Below are 18,477 nucleotides of genomic sequence, written 5' to 3'. Positions count from 1 at the left end.
TTTTATCATTTGTAAAAAGTATTCTGTTTTCGGATATAGATATTTGTAGCATACATAATATGAAGGACTATGAATTGGATTATATTAATTATTGCAGGTCTATTTGAAGTGGGATTCACATCCTGCTTAGGAAAAGCTAAACACACAACAGGAACGGAAATGTACTTTTGGTACGGTGGATTTGGTGTATGTTTGACCATCAGCATGCTACTGTTGATGAAAGCTACCCAAGCGCTGCCGCTTGGAACCGCCTATGCGGTTTGGACAGGCATTGGCGCAGTAGGAACTGTCTTAGTTGGTATTTTTATCTTTAAAGAGCCGGCCGATTTTTGGCGTGTATTTTTCATTTTTACATTGATCGCTTCTATTATTGGCCTCAAAGTGGTTTCCACGCATTAATACCAAAAAAATACGTACTTTTGTGCCTAATAAAAACGGAAAACACCTTTCCGTTATGAAGAGCATTACGCACTATGTTAGAGAAACTACAAGCTATAAAAGAACGGTGGGAAGAGGTAGAGGCTGAATTAAGCAACCCAGATACCATCAATGATATGAAGCGTTTTGCCAAGTTGAATAAAGAATATAAAGACTTGGGGAAAATTGTGGAGCAATATCATATCTATAAAAATATCGTTAGTAATATCGACACCAACAAAGATATACTCGCCAACGAAAAAGACCAAGAACTCCGGGAGATGGCGAAAGAAGAATTGGACATCCTTTTAGATCAAAAGGAAGAAAAAGAGGAAGAAGTTCGCTTAATGCTTATCCCGAAAGATCCCGAGGATGCCAAGAATGCTATTATCGAGATTCGCGGCGGCACTGGTGGCGATGAAGCTGCCCTATTCGCTGGCGACCTATATAGAATGTACACACGATATTTCGAAACAAAAGGTTGGCGCACGGAAGTAATGGATGTAACGGAAGGAACATCCGGTGGATATAAGGAGGTTATTTTAAAAGTCCTCGGCGAGGACGTGTATGGTCAATTAAAATATGAATCCGGGGTCCATCGTGTACAGCGTGTTCCAGATACCGAAACGCAAGGTCGGGTCCATACATCTGCAGCTTCGGTAGCTGTTTTGCCGGAAGCGGAAGATGTTGATGTCGAGTTGAACCCTGGTGACATTGAAATGCAAACATCCCGTTCGGGCGGTGCTGGGGGACAAAATGTCAACAAAGTGGAAACGAAGGTGCAGTTGACACACAAACCTTCTGGAATTGTAGTTGTGTGCCAAGTTGAACGCTCCCAATTAGCAAACCGCGAACTGGCCATGGAGATGCTTCGAAATAAATTATACGAACTTGAGGTGCAGAAAAAACATGGTGATGTCGCAGCTAAACGTAAAACGATGGTATCTACCGGAGACCGTTCTGCCAAAGTACGGACATACAATTATCCACAAGGACGTGTTACGGAACACCGCATCGGCTTGACGCTCTATAACCTTCCTACCGTTATGGATGGTGATATTCAAGGCATTATAGACGCGCTCCAATTTGCGGAGAATGCAGAGAAAATGAAAGAGGGTGCGGTAGACTAAATTTTTTCAAAAAAATTTCGACATTCTGCAAAATACACCTATATTTGCACACCTTCAAACGGGAAGGATAAAAGGTCTGGTAGTTCAGCTGGTTAGAATACATGCCTGTCACGCATGGGGTCGCGGGTTCGAGTCCCGTCCAGACCGCTCCATAAAAGAAGCATTGCTTCAAAACGTTCTTAGCATATATTTCCGCATAAACGGAAGAAATTAGGTCTGGTAGTTCAGCTGGTTAGAATACATGCCTGTCACGCATGGGGTCGCGGGTTCGAGTCCCGTCCAGACCGCTCAATAAAAAAGGTATCTTTTTAATAGAGATACCTTTTTTTTATTTATGCTTACAGTAGATCACCTTGCTTTTGCGCCTTCGCTCCCATCTTAAACTTCAGAAGCGCACCGTTCACGATATCACGATGTTTTATTCGCTTATTGCAGTTTGTGCATAGGTATCCCAAAGCTCATCTAAAGACATCGTCGTATATTCTGCCCACAGCTCCTCCGTATAGCTTTTGTTGCGCAATGCCGCATCCAATTTTTCGACAATACCATTCCTTTTATTCTTTTCTATCCATAACAGAAAACGTGCAGCAATACGATAACTATTCGTATAATGTTGGTCTGCCTTCAAATCGGGCAATGACCAGCTGGCGGCAGCGTTGTCGACACCATAAACTTCCCGAACGTAGTCCGCAATACCCTCTACGAGCCATCCAGGACCACTGCCGGAGGGGTATGCCTGCACAATGTGCATCACTTCATGCGTAACGATATCTATATCGTTCGGGTTCTTCACAAACCAGGCAGGATTATAGCGTACGATACCACCAGATGTTGCGGCGATACCGTCGTAATCTGGATCGATAACAAACGTAATTTCCTTACGTGCGTCTATATTAAACTTTTCCACGAGCTTCGGATAGTTCATAAAATGAACATCAATTAATTTTTTCGTCAGCTTCGGACCGAAATTTTCGTCCTTGTTGATCCAAATCAACGTAAAACCCTTCTGCCGTATGGTATCTACCGCAACGGCTTTTTTTCGATCATCGTCGGTATTCCTCCAATTGCTCTGCGCGTAAAGTCCGCCAACATTAGCACTAATAAATACCAGTGTCCATCCTATTCTTTTTGCAATTCTTAACATAGTTATTTTGATTTTCCCTCGGTTTTTAAAGTTATACTCAATCTAAAAAGCTGAATACCAATCATAATTCGTTTAAACGATTGATATATAAACCTCTTCACCAAGGAGCGGTAACGCGCCATCAAATTTGACAAAAAAATAGTTAGGCACCTTAGGAAGCACATTGTACTTAAGTTAGTGATCTGATCATAACCCCACTTCATTTCGATAGCTATTAGCGGTCTTAATGTCGATACTGATATTTTAGCGCTATTCACTACGTTCGTTTGGCTTGGGGTTTTAAATCTGTCAACGAAGCAATTTTTATTGGACTGCCTTGCTCGATACTATGGCGTGCAGCTACACCAATTAAAATAGACATTACGCCATCCCGCAAACCCGCTGAATGTCCGTAAGGATCAGGGGCCTCGGTTTGCTTGAACAGTTTATCGTGTAAGCGGCGGTCGCCACCACCATGACCGGCGCGTTCGCTAGCGACCTGGATAATCTGGTAATCCTTCCAGTTTTTATACAGCACAACCGGCTCATGAATAACATCGACATTTTCCGCCTGTTGCATTTCTGCGGCGTGCAAACTCTCCTGATCCACACTATCATTTTTCATCCATGGAATATCTAACCATGCCTCAACACGTCCTTTTTGCCCGTTAAAAGCAATTCGCCAACCCTCAAACGGCGAATACGTAGTTAGCGAATAATTAGCGATCGCGCCATTTGCATATTTAATTTGCGCCGACATCTTGTCGTAAATATCGATCTCCTTCCGATAAACACAGCCATCACGAATATACCCATCATGTGCTTCATTAGCCACATACAGTTTCATAGCATGCGCGTCACCCGTAATATCCCAATAGTAATCACATTCTTTTTTATACGAGCAACTCCGGCAACTGGTTCCTCTGAATGGCCCGTTTTTGCCATAGTGCTCCAGCGCACCATAAGCAAACACTTCATCAGGTTCGGAATCCAACCACCAATTGAGCAAATCAAAATGGTGCGTAGCTTTATGTATCCATAAAGATCCGCCTTTGTTCATCAGTCCGTGCCAACGACGGAAATAAGACGCGCCATGATGGGTATTGAGATACCAATTGAAATCAACCGATGTAATTTCACCAATTTCCCCGTTCATAAGCAGTTCCTTGATTTTCGTCATATAAGGACTCCACCTATAATTAAACCCCACAATTAGGTTTTTCCCATATTGTCGTTCCGCATCCAGGATAGCTTGTGCTTTTATTTCATCGGTCGTTAGCGGCTTTTCGGTAAGTACGTCACAGCCAGCCGCCAGCCCCCCAATGATCTGCTCATGATGAGAAGAGTCTGTCGTACACACGATCACCAAATCAGGTTTGGCCGTGCGCAGCATCTCTTTGAAATTGACAAAGGTCGGACAATCCACTTTCATGTATTCCTTCGCATACTGCAATCTACCAGGATTGACATCACTTAGACCCACAAATTCCAGTTGGTCTGGATACTGTTCTACCAAACGGCGGCCCCAAAAGGAGATACCTCTAACACCAGTACCGACCAAGGTGACTCTTAGTTTTCGATGCAATCCAAATGCATTTGCGGGCAACGACACGACCGATCCTGCGGCGAGCAGGGCAACGGCTTGTAAAAATGATCTTCTTGAAAAACTTTCCATGTTCTTTCGTTTATAATAGTCTATTCCTCTTTTGTATCCGACAATACAGTTAGCAGATCCAAAATAAGAAAAAACTTTGTATCAACAAAAAAAGACGCGATATGAATCGCGTCTTTCTAACATTTAAAACTTAAAATTATGAAAAAACTTTATGCCGTTTCCTCTATGTCAGCCGTGGAAAACTCCTCAAACACTTCCGCAAAACCCTCATAATCAACGTCGCCATCCGGAGAAAAACTACGGATTCCATTTTCTACTACATATGCTTTCAATTCGGGGTGTATATCTCCGCCCGCAAATACAGCAATGTCCGTGTATGACAGCGCCCCTTTGTATAGGTCTACGTACGAGCCGTCACCATAAGGAGCTGCTTCCTCCGCACGCATATCTGTTTGTGCTGCCATCGTCCGGTATTTAGCGCCTACCGTATCAAAATCTTCGTCCGCATAAAGCGAATACATCACTTTGGCATCCTTAAATGTAGGATCATCTTTGTAAGCCGTTTTCAAATAGGCCGGAACCATAGCCGAAAACCAACCATGGCAGTGCACCACATCCGGTGACCAACCCAACTTCTTCACCGTCTCTAAGACGCCTTTACAGAAGAACAACGAACGTTCGTTGTTGTCGGCAAAAAATTCACCCTTTTCATCACGAAAAACCTTTTTCCGTTGAAAATACTCTTCATTATCTAAAAAATACACCTGCATCCGTGCAGCAGGTAATGAAGCAACTTTAATAATGAGCGGATTGTCATTGCTATCCACCACGATGTTCATTCCCGACAACCTTATCACTTCATGAAGACGATTTCTGCGCTCATTAATATTACCAAAACGTGGCATCAGAATACGGATTTCAAATCCTTTTTCTTGCATTGCTTGTGGTAACTGGCGTGTTATTTCAGAAATTTTACTTTTTTCAAGGAAAGGCGACATCTCATGGGTTACAAACAATATTTTCGTTTTTGCCATCTCCAATTCTTTTTTTATTTATCGAACAGTAAAATCGGTCTACAAAGATACGATTATTTTATGAATTTTACAATTCATTAAGTTTCATCACTTTATATTACGAATTTATTTCTGCAAATTTGCGCCCTTATTTCAACGTTTTGCCGTGAACATATTTAGAACAAGACAGGCCCTTCAAACTTACCTCGACGGACCCCGTAAAGCCACACTGCGCATAGCGCTTATACCAACAATGGGGGCGCTCCATGAGGGGCATCTTTCACTCCTAAAAGAGGCACAACAAATTGCAGACATCGTCGTCTGCAGTATTTTTGTAAATCCCACCCAATTTAATGACCCGGGTGACCTCGAAAAATACCCCCGTCCGGAAGAAAACGACTTGCGGTTATTACAGGAAATAGGTTGTGATGTAGCCTTCCTACCTTCTGTGGAAGAAATGTACGGCCCAGCGGAAGAACCTTGGCACCTTGATCTCGGGAATCTGGAGCAGGTATGGGAGGGTGAGAAACGGCGAGGCCATTTTCAAGGGGTAACACAGATCGTATACAAATTGTTCCGTTTAGTGGAACCCGATATAGCTTGTTTTGGTCAAAAAGACTTCCAACAGGTGATGGTTATTCAACGCCTCATTGAGTTAAAAAAACTGCCCGTCCGCCTACATATCGTCCCAACGGTCCGAAACGAGGAAGGACTCGCATTAAGCTCACGTAATATGCGCCTTTCGGAAGTGGGAAAGCGAAAAGCATTGGTATTATATCGTGCGTTAAACCATATAAAGCGCCATTTTAAAGACCACGATTTGAACATACTTCGACAGGAAGCTTTGGACATCCTGCATCAGGAGAAGGAAATTGACATCGAATATCTGGCTATTTGTGAGACACGTTCGTTACAAGAAATAGACCGCATCGACCCTGCGAAAAACCACGTAGCCCTATTGGTAGCATGGGTAGAAGGCGTACGGTTGATAGATAATATGTTACTGGATTAAAAAAAAAGCGTAATTTTGTATTATGTTGATTGAAGTAATGAAATCAAAGATTCATCGGGTTCGTGTTACGCAAGCGGAACTGAACTACGTGGGAAGCATCACGATTGATGAAGATTTGATGGATGCAGCAAATATTGTTGCGAACGAAAAAGTGCAGATTGTAAACAACAATAACGGGGCTCGATTGGAGACTTATGTTATTCCGGGTGAACGTGGAACAGGTACTATTTGCCTGAATGGAGCTGCCGCTCGGTTAGTTCAGGTGGGTGATATCATTATTATCATTTCTTATGCAAGTATGACCCCGGAAGAGGCTAAAATACACAAGCCCAGTTTACTTTTCCCGGACCATAACAATAAATTGACACTGTAGTCTCCAGATCATTTTGTATCTTTGCCACTAAACGGCGTAATATTATATGCATAAATTAAGTACCACATATCGCAATTTCATCGCTTGGTCATTAAGTGTGTGGATGGTAGCGATTATCACCAGTGGTGTGGTATTTATGCACAAGGAGATCACGTCTACCGGGGAAATGGTTACCCACATTCACCCGTACGACTTTACCAAAAAAGGCGAGCCTCATCATCATGAATCCGATGATGAAATTCAATTTCTGAATGTTGTATTTGCAGGTGTTTTCGTCGCTGGTGATCTACAGGCTTTCGAGCTTGTCATTACCCCGCTGTTACTTTGTATACATTATGCAGAACTAACGGAAAGCACACCTTCCACCCTACTCTTTCACTACGATTTACGGGGTCCTCCTGCCTCTTCTCTATCCTAATTTCCACTTTCCGAATATTCATCGGAAATTTAACGAAACACATTTATTATTACAGGATAAGGTCTGCATCATATTGTGATTTTTTTCACTTCCTGCATACCTTGACGGCTCATTCGCCTAGCACCTATCACCCGTGATGTCTTTACATGGCAAAACGCTGTTTCATGATGGTGTCATGGGATGTAGCTTCATATGAATTATTTACATGACAAAAAGATACAATTACAGGCTTTGTCTAATAGCCTTACTCTATATATTCCCACTCGCACTTTTTGCCCAAACACAAATACAGGGACAGATTACGGATGCGGATAATCAACCTATTTTCGCGGCTAGTGTACTACTAGAAGGATCTACCATAGGAACAACAACAGATAAAGATGGAAATTTCCAATTGGAAGACATTCCAACTGGAAAAGCGACATTAGTAGTCCGCGCTATAGGTTACTTACCCATCAAACAACCTATCCATCTCACCCAAAACAACACACAACTCCCCATTATATTACAAAAGGACAATCGCAATCTAGATGAGGTAGTCGTATCGGGAACACTGCGGGAAGTTTCCAAATTAGAAAGCCCTATACCGGTCGAGGTATATTCTGCTAAATTTTTCAGGGCTAATCCGGCACCGACAATTTTCGAATCGCTCCAAAATATAAATGGTGTACGCCCACAGATCAACTGTAGCGTGTGTAATACCGGCGACATCCACATCAATGGCCTGGAGGGCCCGTACACCATGGTACTGATCGATGGTATGCCCATTGTGTCCGGTCTGTCCACTGTATACGGGTTGAATGGGATCCCACAAGCTTTAATCGAACGCGTAGAAATAGTCAAAGGACCAGCTTCCACATTATATGGTAGCGAAGCCGTGGGCGGTCTCATCAATATCATTACGAAAACACCCGACAACGCTCCATTATTTAGTTTAGAGACCTTCGGCACCACCTGGCAGGAATACAATCTAGACCTCGGAGGCAAGTTTAACGTAGGTTCTGCACAGTCGTTGTTAGGTGTAAATTACTTCAACTATTCGAATCCGTTGGATAAAAACGGAGATAATTTTACAGACGTCACCCTGCAAGACAGGATATCCATCTTTAATAAATGGAATTTCGCCCGTAAGGACAACAAAACGTTCTCGCTGGCCGGACGGTACATCTATGAAGACCGCTGGGGTGGAGAGATGAACTGGAGTAGGCAATATCGTGGAGGTGATGAGGTATATGGCGAAAGCATCTATACCAAACGATGGGAGGTAATGGGTGTCTATGATTTACCCGGTAGCGAAGATCTCTCCTTCTCCTTCAGTGCCAACGGGCACGACCAAAATAGCGTTTATGGCGATACCGAGTATATGGCGGACCAAAAAATTGTGTTTGGTCAATTAACATGGCGTAAACAACTTAAAAATCATGATTTATTGACCGGACTCGCTTATCGTTACACCTATTACGACGATAACACACCTGCAACGACCGACGTATCACACACCCATTTACCGGGGCTATTTGTGCAAGATGAAATTACTTTACATCCACAGCACAAGCTGTTGCTCGGCGCACGATACGATTATAACTCGATTCACGGGAGCATCTTATCACCGCGTTTGAATTACAAATGGAACTCCAAGGATAAGAGCCAAGTGCTACGTATGGGTGTAGGGAATGGCTATCGTGTCGCGAATGTATTCACCGAAGACCATGCGGCTTTGACCGGTGCGCGCGATGTGGTGTTCATTGGGGACCTGAAACCCGAAACTTCGTGGAACACCAATGTTAACTATGTCAAGAAGTTCTACGCAGATAATGGCGCTATATTTGGTATTGATGCGACTGCATTCTATACGTATTTCACCAATAAAATTATCCCCGACTATGATACCGATATCAATAAAATCATCTACTCCAATTTAGATGGACACGCCGTTTCACAGGGTATTTCGGTCAACTTAGATTGGGCACATCCAAGCGGTTTTAAAGCCATGGTCGGCGGAACTGTAATGGATGTCCACAGTGAAGAAGAGGGCGAACGGGAATGGCAGATGCTGACGGAGAAATACATGGGTACTTGGACTATTGGCTATAACTGGAATCGTTTAGGATTAAGTTTTGATTACACGGGTAATGTCATAGGCCCTATGCGTTTACCTGTGTTGGGCGAGGATGATCCTAGACCGGACGAGTCGAAAGCATGGAGCATCCAGAATATACAGGTTACGAAGCATTTCCGTAACGGATTGGAGGTTTTCGGTGGTGTAAAGAATTTACTAAACTGGACGCCCACTAAAGGGATTCCTTTTATCATCTCCCGTGCCCACGACCCGTTTGAAAAAATTGATGATCCGAATCTTCTACCGTTTGACCCTAGTTACGTTTACGGACCAAACCAAGGGATTCGTGGATTCTTAGGTGTCCGGTATAATTTATTACGATAGAAAGTATCATGATAGCAGGATTCGGTAAACGTTATATAGTATGGCTAGCCATTATGGGACTGTTCACGTCGTTTTGTAACGCGCAGATCAATCCTGTGGGCATCGAGAAGGTAGATAGTCTTCTGGCACAGCACGCGAAACCTATACTGATCCTGCTATCTACTGATTGGTGTCAATATTGCCGGATGCAGAAAAACCAGCTACGCAAGAACAAGGATTTTGCAAAAAAAGCCGACTTATTCTATTATGTAGAATTTGATGCAGAAAGTAAGGATGATATTTTGTTTCAAGGCAAGAGCTATACGTTCAAGCCGACGGGTAAAAATACCGGAACACACGAACTCGCCCGGACATTAAACGGCCCCGGAACACTCGCTTTTCCAAGTTGGGTACTTCTTGACAGAAACTATCAGGTGTTATTCCGTCATGGTGGCGTATTAACACCTATCCAATTAAAGAAACTACTAGATGCTATCGGTGATATGAATCCCTAGCTACTGATATAGTTTTGGAGCTGGTCAATGGTCTGCTTTTGATCTTCGATGATATGTTTCACGAGGTCACCGATAGAAATCATGCCGACCACCTGACCACTTTCTACGACAGGCAAATGCCGCACGTGGTTATTGGTCATCAGTTCCATGCAATTCTCCACTTTTTCGTCGGTTGTAATCGTGCGTGGGTTAGGTGTCATGACGAGCTGGACAGGTGTCTCTTTGGACGATTTTCCTTGCAGGATAATTTTCCGGGCATAATCCCGTTCGGTGAAGATACCCACTAATGTTTCCTGTTCCATAATCAACAACGCACTGATGTTTTTTTCCATCATCGTTTGTAAAGCGTCAAAAACGGAGGTGCTTTGGCTTACAGCGTACACCACAGCGCCCTTTGTCTGGAGGATGTGTTTTACGGTTTTCATATTATTATCAATTTATAATGGCTGATGAACAGGCTCCTGATTGTATCAGGAACGGCTTTCCAAAATACCGTAGCACGATAAAAAAGCGTATCGACAACGGAAAATTGGGGATTACTGTTTAAAGATAACGGTTTTGTTCCTATTAAAAAAATAGCGATCAAAATACATACGAGCTGACGATATCACTATAGGTTATCTGCGGATTTCGACCAATATAGGCTACCCGAAACTCATATTCCTGTACGGGCTCCAACCCGGTTATCGTCACTTTGGATTTCGAGCTCAACACCGGGTTCCAATGGCTATCGCTGTTCTTCTTCCGGTATTCAAATCGATAGGCAAGCACCCGTCTCCAGCCGTTTACCTTGAGATCCGCGACACCGGAAATTTGTGCATTGACCTCGACGATAAAAATTTTCGGTTTGGGGGCCGGCTCCAGCACACGCATACCTCTTTTGGAGGGGATAAAACCTGCGGCCAAGATCATGGCCTCATCCCCCGCTGCCTGACGTTCTACATAAAGTGACATACGGTATACCTCCGCTTTCAATGTGGCATAAGCCTGATTTTTGATGACAACCATCCGCTTATCGCGGTATGCGGCATCGGCCTGCGTCCGTTTGAATTCCGAGAGTAGCTGTTCCAAAACATCCCGTTCTGGTTCTACATCCGGGAATAAAGCTATGTTTTCTGTTAATTTAACCACGATATTTTCAACAAACTTTACATATGCTGCTTCGCTGTTGCCCGTCGCGCCGGTTTTTAATGTTGTTTTTGCCATGATGCCTAGTTTTTAAAGATTAAAAAAATAATGTCTATGTTGACCAACAGACGCAAATATAGGAGGGCACGGTACGAAACAGGGGGTCAAATCGTGCCAAAATTTTTCACTTTTTCGGAAAATTTTGTCGCAATTTGACCCCCTAGCTGCTAAAAACCCCTAATTTTATGCCCTCACAGCTCAGAAACAACGTTTTTAAAAGTTTGGCAAATTTACTTTTTCCCCTAAAAAACTTCTTTTTTGCCTACAAAAAGATCCTTTTTGCTTAACAAATAAACATCATGGTTTACAAACAGGTTTATATGCCGGAAATGGAATCCTTATTGTCAAACAAAATATGCTTATTGCCAACAAAATGATTCTTTTGGTTTAACAAATACATCTAATGACATACAAACAACATGTTATTCCAGAAACAGAAACGTAATTGTATAACAAAACTTCTATGCCATACACAAACATATTCTTTTGGTTTAACAGATAATGGTAACGATACAAATTGATTGTCTTTGTATAATTTTATTACTTTTGCTGTAGCATTACGGAATAGACCTGCGTTCTATCCTTTAGAAAAGACAAAAAGAAAATAACAGATGAAAACTCTATTTAAACCACTATTAGTATTAGCATTTGCGGCAGTTGCGTTCAGTTCTTGTATGAAAGACAACAGTGCTGAAAATGAAGCGGAACAACGCCAACAAGAAGAAGCTATTGCAGCTTCTTTAGCTACGGATAAAACCAAGATTGAAACCTATTTAGCTGCAAATCCATCGGAAGCACCGGAAGGCTGGCAGGAAGATAAGACAGAAGTTACCTTGACACTGATAGGGAAAAAACCTTTAAGAGGATTTTGGTTTGAAGTATTAGAAACACCCACGGAAGAAGATGATGAGGCTTATAAATATGAATTTTCCGGACAAGGTTATAAGGCGCCAAAAGTAAAATTAACGTATACGGCTTCCTTACTAAACGGCACCGAAGTACAGTCGGAAGTAAATGGTGATTTTGATTTTGCCACACTTTCCAACAACAATAAGATATATAATGAAACTTGGTTCTATTCTTTTTTTCCAAAATCAATCCGCCTAGATGGTCGAGACATCGAGGTAGGTGGTTTAACGGCTAAAGGTTTGAAAAAAGGCAGTAAAATTCGCGTGGTAGCTCCTTCGATTTGGGCATTTCGGAGTCAAGCGGTAGAAGACATCCCTGCTAACTCACCATTAGTCTACGAGTTTGAAGTATTAAGCATCGAATAATAAAACAATCACAAATACACGTATACAGTGGGCGTGTTCAAAAAAGCTTTTGGACACGCTCTTTTTTAATCAAAACAATGAATAACCTATCAAAATTTCTTTTTTTCTTTACGCTGGTAATGGTCGGCGTCACATCTTGTAGCAAATCCGACGATAATGGACCCGATTGGGCAGAAGAACAACGAATTAGAGATTCCATTAACAATGCCCGTATAGAAGCCTTACTAAAAGAACAAGCGCCGAGGCTGAAAGATTTTGCAGAAGAACATATCCCGGGAGCAGTATTAGATGATTCTACCGGCATTTGGTTCAAAATCCATGAACCGGGAGAAGAGGGATCATATATCTATCGAGTAGTTCCTAGTTCCATGGGAGGCTTAACACTTGCTAGACCGACAGTAGAAGTAAAATATGTTGGTAGATTATTGAACGGAGATATATTTGACGAAACGTCTGCCGACGATCCCGAAGATAAAACCCGTTCTTTCCAACTTGGCGGGCTTATCCGGGCATGGAACCTTGCTTTCTATCCAACAAAAATACGCCAAGATTCTCGAGATTTTGAGATCGGCGGTCTTACCGAAAAGGGGCTACAGAAAGGTGCAATCATCGAATTCGTTGCGCCATCACCTTACTGTTACGACAATGCGACCTCGGATGATATTCCGGCAAATTCGCCGTTGCATTTCCGTATAGAGGTCGTGGATATAAAATAATTTATTCGCTATACGAAACCGAAGCCCGCTGATTCAAATCGCGGGCTTTTTGCTTGCCGTTCAAAAACCTCAATAGATTTTACGCTATAGCCCATTCAGAAAATCTTCCGCATCACGGGCTTGTTTTTTACCCGCCCGGATAAGTTTCATCTCCTCGACAGCTTCCCGAATCTCACTCATAAGCTGCGCCTTTGAATCAGTAAGCTGCTTGGTTTTCACATAAGGCAACTCTTTAAGCACTTCTAATAAGTGCAATGCTTTGCTATCTTTTATGTCCAATAGTACTTTCATAATCATTCCAAATCTTGTTGCAAGAGCTTAAATATTTAGCATATATCACTAAAATTTAGTCTTACGCAAATATAACGAAAAGAGTTCTGCAAAAAAAGCTTCTTCCCATTCTACAGCCTTCCACCTTTTCGCTAAGAGATTTCGTGTATCCGGTCGGTTTTCTTATTTTTACTTCCAACAAATCCATGCACAATGAAGATAGCGCTTGCTCAACTAAACTATCATATCGGGAATTTTGCCGCCAATAACGAAAAAATTATCCGTCATATTACGCGCGCCAAAGCAGATGGTGCTGATTTAATTGTTTTCGCTGAACTCGCCGTAGGTGGTTACCCTGCAAAGGATCTGTTGCGAAACACCCAATTTATTCAACAGTGCACCGATAGCTTGCAGGAAATTGCACAAGCATGCCAAGGCATTCATTGCGTCATTGGCTCGCCTGTGGCAAATATGGATCCAGAGGGCAAACCACTTTACAATGCCGCCATCGTACTGGCGGATGGCCAAATTCAACACATCTGTAAGAAAAGCTTATTACCGGATTACGATGTGTTTGATGAATACCGATACTTCGAACCTAACCGTTCTGCCTCTTGTATTGAAATCGCAGGAGAAAAGGTGGCACTAACGGTCTGCGAAGACTTGTGGGACGACGAGGTATCAAACTCCTATGTGGGCGACTTAATGGCGGAATTACGGAAGGAAAATCCCTCGCTTATTATCAATATTGCCGCCTCCCCTTTTTCGTATACCCATTTCGACAATCGGATCAATGTATTAAAACGCAATGTCATTAAAGCAGGATGTCCATTGGTGTATGTCAACCAAATCGGTGCACATACCGATATTATTTTTGATGGACGTTCGTTGGCGCTGGATAGAAATGGTAACATACTGTCCGCGTTAGAAGGCTTTTCGGAAGATTACACCATAGTGGACATGTATGCCCAATCGCAAGCTACTTCTAAAGGCTTACCGGTAGAAAAACACGATAAACCGTCGGAAATAGCGTTAATCCACCAGGCGCTCCTTTTAGGAATTCGAGATTACTTTCAGAAGTCTGGTTTCAAAAAGGCTGTCCTGGGCCTATCAGGAGGGTTAGACTCGGCAGTTGTGGCTGCTTTGGCCTGCGAAGCACTAGGTGCAGAAAATGTCCTTGCCGTCCTGATGCCATCTGTCTATTCCAGTGACCATTCCCTAAAAGACGCTTTGGATTTGGTCGAAAACACCGGTTGTTCCTACCAAATTATCCCTATAAAAGACGTTGCAGAGGCTTTTGAACAAACGCTCTCCGAGCCGTTCAGGGATCGCGCTCCTGATCTTACGGAAGAAAATATACAAGCCCGTATTCGAGGAACGATCCTTATGGCTCTTTCTAATAAATTTGGTCATATCCTATTAAACACGTCCAATAAGAGCGAAGCAGCCGTTGGATATGGAACATTATACGGCGATATGGCGGGTTCTTTGAGTGTCATTGGTGATGTTTACAAAACCCAAGCCTACACATTGGCCGGTTATATTAACCGTGAACGGGAAATCATTCCGGTGAATACTATTGTTAAACCACCTTCGGCCGAGTTACGTCCAGATCAGAAGGATTCCGATTCCTTGCCTCCTTACGATATATTGGACAGTATATTGTATCAACTTATTGAACTGGAAAAATCAGTGAAGGCAGTCGTTCAATCGGGATTCGAGGAGACCTTGGTAAAACGTATTGCCGCGTTACTAAACAATGCCGAATTTAAGCGATTTCAGGCGCCGCCTATACTTCGGGTAAGTCCCAAAGCTTTCGGTAGCGGACGGGTCATGCCATTGGTAGCGAAGTATTTTTAATCTTTTTTGAGGGAAAAAAGAACATAAAACTCTTTAAACCTTTTATCAATTCACCTGTCTAATAAAATAAAATGGGGTTATTATGAATACGATAAAATATATTTTCCTATTGGGTATTGTGGCCATTCTTGCTTCCTGTGCTTCTGTGAAGTATAATACCACGCGGGTTCAGCACCAAGATTTTGGCCAATACAAAACGTATAGTTGGCTTCCACCGGTGGATTCGCTATCTAAAAATTATTTCAACAATGATATTGCCAAAAGCAATATCCTGAATGCTGCCAATAAGGAATTGGAAGCATTGGGTATGCAATATTCCAAAGACAACCCGGATATTCTTTTTCGCTATGTCACGATTGTGAATAACAAAAGCCGTATGGTATATAGCCCATCTTACGGATGGGGCGGCTGGGGTCCTTGGGGTATGGGTTGGGGCTGGGGAATGGGCTGGGGTGGTTACAGCTATCCTGTAGGTCATGAAAAATACCGTTATGCCCATCTCATTATCGAGGCAGTGGATAGACGAACCAACAGTGTTGTATGGCAAGCTAGGGGTTCATCTGAGGTTAAATCTCCCGAAAAGACCATTAATAAACTTCCACAGATTGTCAACGGAATATTCAAACAGTATCCGATACAGAAATAAAAAAGAGGCGATGCGCAGTAGAGTGCATCGCCTCTTTTGTTATAATCCAAACACCAACACCTGATCCAACACAACACCCTCATCTAACGCGGAGATTCTAATTCTTGCTTTATCTTTTCCTTGCAAAGGGAACCTTATCTTTCGAATAGCTTGATTACGCAGCACATTCATTTTCCACTCTTCGCTACGCCCCACAGTCTTATAGGATATTTCCTGTGTAGCGGTATCACCCAGCGAAATGGCGAAACGGATATCCCCTCCCTCTACGGGATGGCTCGGTAACAATCGTACTTCCACGAGAACAGAATCGCCTTGTATTTCCTTCAAATCATAATATAATTCTTCGCCTTTGGCCACGGAAACTGCTTTCCCCTCATAACCAAGTCCTTCTAGAGAGGTAGACTTGCCGTGTAGATCTGCTCCATTCAACGTCAGGTTTGGTTTAATATGGCTTATCATAGGTTCAGTGGCCTGCTCCTCCTTCACACGCTGAAATACCGGCAAATTTCGAGGTTTATAATCCATCATACGATTCCACTTTCCACCATGCAGGTTATTATATTTATCCGTTAGCGCTATGATACGATCAAAGGCATCATGGCTTTCTTTCCAGTCGACTTTCCCATGACGCGCTAATTGTGCATGTAGCATCTTATGGTTCATTTCCGCTGCCCCTTGAATAGGATACGCTATTAATTGAAAAAAAGCTTCTCTTTTGTTCTGTGGAATAAAATTTTCTATCGCGGATACCGCTGTCGAAAGATCTCTGTAGGATTGTAACCGGTCACGCACTTCTTCTTCACTCCAAGGCAAATCACGCACCGTTCTGTAATACGCACGGTCTGCTTCCTCCTCACGCGTATTGCCCATAAATTCCGGTTTACGGATATGTGCTAATCGGTAGTGTTCTTGCATCATGGGCAGCAGTTTTTCACCAGTCTCACGTCCAAACTCACGTGTCAACCAATCTCGAAGATGTTGGTTAACCCCCTTATTGTTGATTTCCTCTATATTCCACGCCATATCCAGAAACAGCTCTGTTTGATATTCCCCCGGTTTGATATCACCGACATTTACAATCCATATTTTACGAACATCATGTTCATAAGCTGTTTTCATCTGTTGATGGATCAATGCGGGACTCGCGGTGGATAACCATAAATAGTCGTGGGGACGTCCCCAATAGGAAATATGATAATATACACCGTTTCCGCCACTTCGCTGTTTCTCCTCCGCATCAGGGAAATGCGTAATGTATCCATAGTTGTCATCACACCACATCAAGGTGGCGTAGTCAGGCACCTTCATACCTGCTCGGTACACGTCAAGTATTTCCTTATAGGGGATCACAACCTGCGGAATCTGGGACGGATCAGGGTTAATATACGTCTTCAACAATGCCGTTTGATCGACGATAACTTTATCTATAGCATCTCTATATTCTGCAACACCTTTTACCCCTTCCATAGCGCCATCATGCTTACCGCGCATGCCAAGTGTAAATATATTATTTGAGCCACCCAGCTCTTTTAGACGGTCTGTCCAATACGACACGACATTTTCTTTATTGCTGATATAGTTATACCGTCCTTCTCCCACGATATCCCATTCTGTGGCACTGTTTCTGGCTAAGGGTTCGCAATGCGAAGAACCGATATAGATGCCATATTTTTCAGCAGCTTCCCGATTGCCCTGCACAAAATAAAACGGAACCGTTACTTCATGCATGGCCGGCCAGATAGTATTCGCCCGTAACCGCAATAAGAGTTCAAAGATTTTGCTATAGGTCTTCGGACCTATGGTCTGCATTTTTTTTGTTTTGGCAGGATCAATACCCTCTTTTATTTTCGCTTCGGGTTCAAATGTATGGGCGCTCCAAGGCGTTAAACCCCAATCTTCGTCGTTTAGAAAAATCCCTCTGTATTGTACATTAGGATATTGCGTATCTTTAAAATCAGCTGGCAAAATAACATCCGATTTGCGTTCAGGTGCTGCGTCGGCCCACCAGACCCAGGGCGATACACCAATTAATCGGGACAACTCCAACACGCCATAAGCCGCTCCATGTGGATCACTTCCAACCACAAAAAGGGATTGTGTGTTTCCAACTCTTATCGCTTGTATATGGAAAGCTTCCCATTGCCCTTTAATCTCAGATATATCAATTTGATTTGCAGCCAGGAGCTGATCAAATGACTTGCTTTCTCCCGGAATACCAATGATCACTGATCCGCTCGCTGGCTTATCAGTTAATCGGAACGGCTGCTCGGAGACACTTTTCGAATCTTCCACAATCAAGTCAATTGCCGTTTCCACCAAAGATGCTGTACCACTATAATGCAGGGAGGCACCTTGTCCGTCGGCTATTAGTTTAAATCCATCCTGTGCATAATTGCTAAAAGCAATAAACAAAAGGAAGAACGTTCCTATTACTCTTTTCATCATCATTAAAATTATATTTTATAATGGCGGGATGCAACCTGTG

At 42.8% G+C, this 18,477-nt stretch carries 18 protein-coding genes and 2 tRNA genes; 13 read left to right on the top strand and 7 right to left on the bottom strand.

Translation table 11 applies throughout. The features are described 5' to 3' along the window. Positions 1 to 69: 69 nt before the first annotated feature. From EWE74_RS17825 to EWE74_RS17810, 4 genes are all read left to right on the top strand, one after another. The gene (locus EWE74_RS17825; RefSeq protein WP_130143011.1) at positions 70 to 399 is read left to right on the top strand and encodes a DMT family transporter; all 330 of its coding nucleotides are present in this window, start codon (positions 70 to 72) and stop codon (positions 397 to 399) included. Between the two features lie 74 nt (positions 400 to 473). Beyond that, entirely contained in the window at positions 474 to 1,547 is a 1,074-nt protein-coding gene (gene prfA / locus EWE74_RS17820; RefSeq protein WP_130143010.1) for a peptide chain release factor 1, read from the top strand. 73 nt (positions 1,548 to 1,620) lie between these two features. Continuing rightward, positions 1,621 to 1,694, top strand: a tRNA-Asp gene (locus tag EWE74_RS17815). A gap of 66 nt (positions 1,695 to 1,760) precedes the next feature. Next, positions 1,761 to 1,834: transfer RNA gene (locus tag EWE74_RS17810), tRNA-Asp, on the top strand. Positions 1,835 to 1,965: 131 nt separating this feature from the next. Here the strand turns inward: EWE74_RS17810 and EWE74_RS17805 are convergent. The 3 genes from EWE74_RS17805 to EWE74_RS17795 form a co-directional block, all read right to left on the bottom strand. Then, positions 1,966 to 2,691, bottom strand: a complete 726-nt coding sequence (locus tag EWE74_RS17805; RefSeq protein ID WP_130143009.1) for a basic secretory protein-like protein — start codon at positions 2,689 to 2,691, stop codon at positions 1,966 to 1,968. 256 nt (positions 2,692 to 2,947) lie between these two features. Further along, positions 2,948 to 4,345, bottom strand: coding sequence for a Gfo/Idh/MocA family protein (locus EWE74_RS17800; RefSeq protein WP_130143008.1), 1,398 nt, complete (start codon positions 4,343 to 4,345; stop codon positions 2,948 to 2,950). Positions 4,346 to 4,494: 149 nt separating this feature from the next. After that, positions 4,495 to 5,319 carry a glycogen/starch synthase gene (locus tag EWE74_RS17795; RefSeq protein WP_130143007.1) on the bottom strand — a complete coding sequence of 275 codons (825 nt, stop codon included), beginning with the start codon at positions 5,317 to 5,319 and terminating at the stop codon, positions 4,495 to 4,497. A gap of 145 nt (positions 5,320 to 5,464) precedes the next feature. Between EWE74_RS17795 and panC the strand changes: the two genes are divergently transcribed. The 5 genes from panC (at position 5,465) to EWE74_RS17770 (ending at position 10,038) form a co-directional block, all read left to right on the top strand. Next, positions 5,465 to 6,310: a pantoate--beta-alanine ligase gene (gene panC / locus EWE74_RS17790; protein WP_130143006.1), complete on the top strand. Its 846-nt coding sequence runs from the start codon at positions 5,465 to 5,467 to the stop codon at positions 6,308 to 6,310. Between the two features lie 22 nt (positions 6,311 to 6,332). Continuing rightward, on the top strand, positions 6,333 to 6,683 hold the full coding sequence (panD, locus tag EWE74_RS17785; protein WP_130143005.1) for an aspartate 1-decarboxylase: 351 nt from the start codon (positions 6,333 to 6,335) through the stop codon (positions 6,681 to 6,683). A 46-nt stretch (positions 6,684 to 6,729) separates the two neighbouring features. Further along, entirely contained in the window at positions 6,730 to 7,101 is a 372-nt protein-coding gene (locus EWE74_RS21355; protein WP_223857708.1) for a hypothetical protein, read from the top strand. A gap of 205 nt (positions 7,102 to 7,306) precedes the next feature. After that, positions 7,307 to 9,544 carry a TonB-dependent receptor gene (locus tag EWE74_RS21460; protein WP_130143004.1) on the top strand — a complete coding sequence of 746 codons (2,238 nt, stop codon included), beginning with the start codon at positions 7,307 to 7,309 and terminating at the stop codon, positions 9,542 to 9,544. Positions 9,545 to 9,552: 8 nt separating this feature from the next. Then, the gene (locus EWE74_RS17770; protein WP_130143003.1) at positions 9,553 to 10,038 is read left to right on the top strand and encodes a thioredoxin family protein; all 486 of its coding nucleotides are present in this window, start codon (positions 9,553 to 9,555) and stop codon (positions 10,036 to 10,038) included. On the opposite strand, the gene EWE74_RS17765 is transcribed toward EWE74_RS17770, so the two are convergent. Continuing rightward, positions 10,035 to 10,463, bottom strand: coding sequence for a CBS domain-containing protein (locus tag EWE74_RS17765; protein ID WP_130143002.1), 429 nt, complete (start codon positions 10,461 to 10,463; stop codon positions 10,035 to 10,037). The two genes, EWE74_RS17770 and EWE74_RS17765, sit on opposite strands and share 4 nt — an antisense overlap. A 157-nt stretch (positions 10,464 to 10,620) precedes the next feature. Continuing rightward, positions 10,621 to 11,244 (bottom strand): fibronectin type III domain-containing protein, encoded by a 624-nt coding sequence (locus EWE74_RS17760; RefSeq protein WP_130143001.1) that lies wholly within the window; start codon positions 11,242 to 11,244, stop codon positions 10,621 to 10,623. A 593-nt stretch (positions 11,245 to 11,837) separates the two neighbouring features. Here EWE74_RS17760 and EWE74_RS17755 point away from each other — a divergent pair. Both EWE74_RS17755 and EWE74_RS17750 read left to right on the top strand, forming a co-directional pair. Further along, positions 11,838 to 12,500, top strand: a complete 663-nt coding sequence (locus EWE74_RS17755) for an FKBP-type peptidyl-prolyl cis-trans isomerase (protein ID WP_130143000.1) — start codon at positions 11,838 to 11,840, stop codon at positions 12,498 to 12,500. 77 nt (positions 12,501 to 12,577) lie between these two features. Further along, the gene (locus tag EWE74_RS17750) at positions 12,578 to 13,216 is read left to right on the top strand and encodes an FKBP-type peptidyl-prolyl cis-trans isomerase (protein WP_130142999.1); all 639 of its coding nucleotides are present in this window, start codon (positions 12,578 to 12,580) and stop codon (positions 13,214 to 13,216) included. An 84-nt stretch (positions 13,217 to 13,300) separates the two neighbouring features. On the opposite strand, the gene EWE74_RS17745 is transcribed toward EWE74_RS17750, so the two are convergent. Next, entirely contained in the window at positions 13,301 to 13,507 is a 207-nt protein-coding gene (locus EWE74_RS17745; RefSeq protein ID WP_130143144.1) for a hypothetical protein, read from the bottom strand. Between the two features lie 192 nt (positions 13,508 to 13,699). Here EWE74_RS17745 and EWE74_RS17740 point away from each other — a divergent pair, with 192 nt between their 5' ends. Beyond that, the gene (locus EWE74_RS17740; protein ID WP_130142998.1) at positions 13,700 to 15,346 is read left to right on the top strand and encodes an NAD+ synthase; all 1,647 of its coding nucleotides are present in this window, start codon (positions 13,700 to 13,702) and stop codon (positions 15,344 to 15,346) included. Between the two features lie 82 nt (positions 15,347 to 15,428). Beyond that, positions 15,429 to 15,992: a DUF4136 domain-containing protein gene (locus tag EWE74_RS17735; RefSeq protein WP_130142997.1), complete on the top strand. Its 564-nt coding sequence runs from the start codon at positions 15,429 to 15,431 to the stop codon at positions 15,990 to 15,992. Between the two features lie 39 nt (positions 15,993 to 16,031). On the opposite strand, the gene EWE74_RS17730 is transcribed toward EWE74_RS17735, so the two are convergent. Beyond that, positions 16,032 to 18,440 (bottom strand): glycosyl hydrolase 115 family protein, encoded by a 2,409-nt coding sequence (locus EWE74_RS17730; RefSeq protein ID WP_165384763.1) that lies wholly within the window; start codon positions 18,438 to 18,440, stop codon positions 16,032 to 16,034. Positions 18,441 to 18,477: the final 37 nt, after the last annotated feature.

Origin of the sequence: Sphingobacterium corticibacterium, from assembly GCF_004208525.1 — a bacterium.
In the GTDB taxonomy this organism is placed as follows: domain Bacteria; phylum Bacteroidota; class Bacteroidia; order Sphingobacteriales; family Sphingobacteriaceae; genus Sphingobacterium; species Sphingobacterium corticibacterium.
This window is presented reverse-complemented; position numbering and strand designations above follow the sequence as displayed.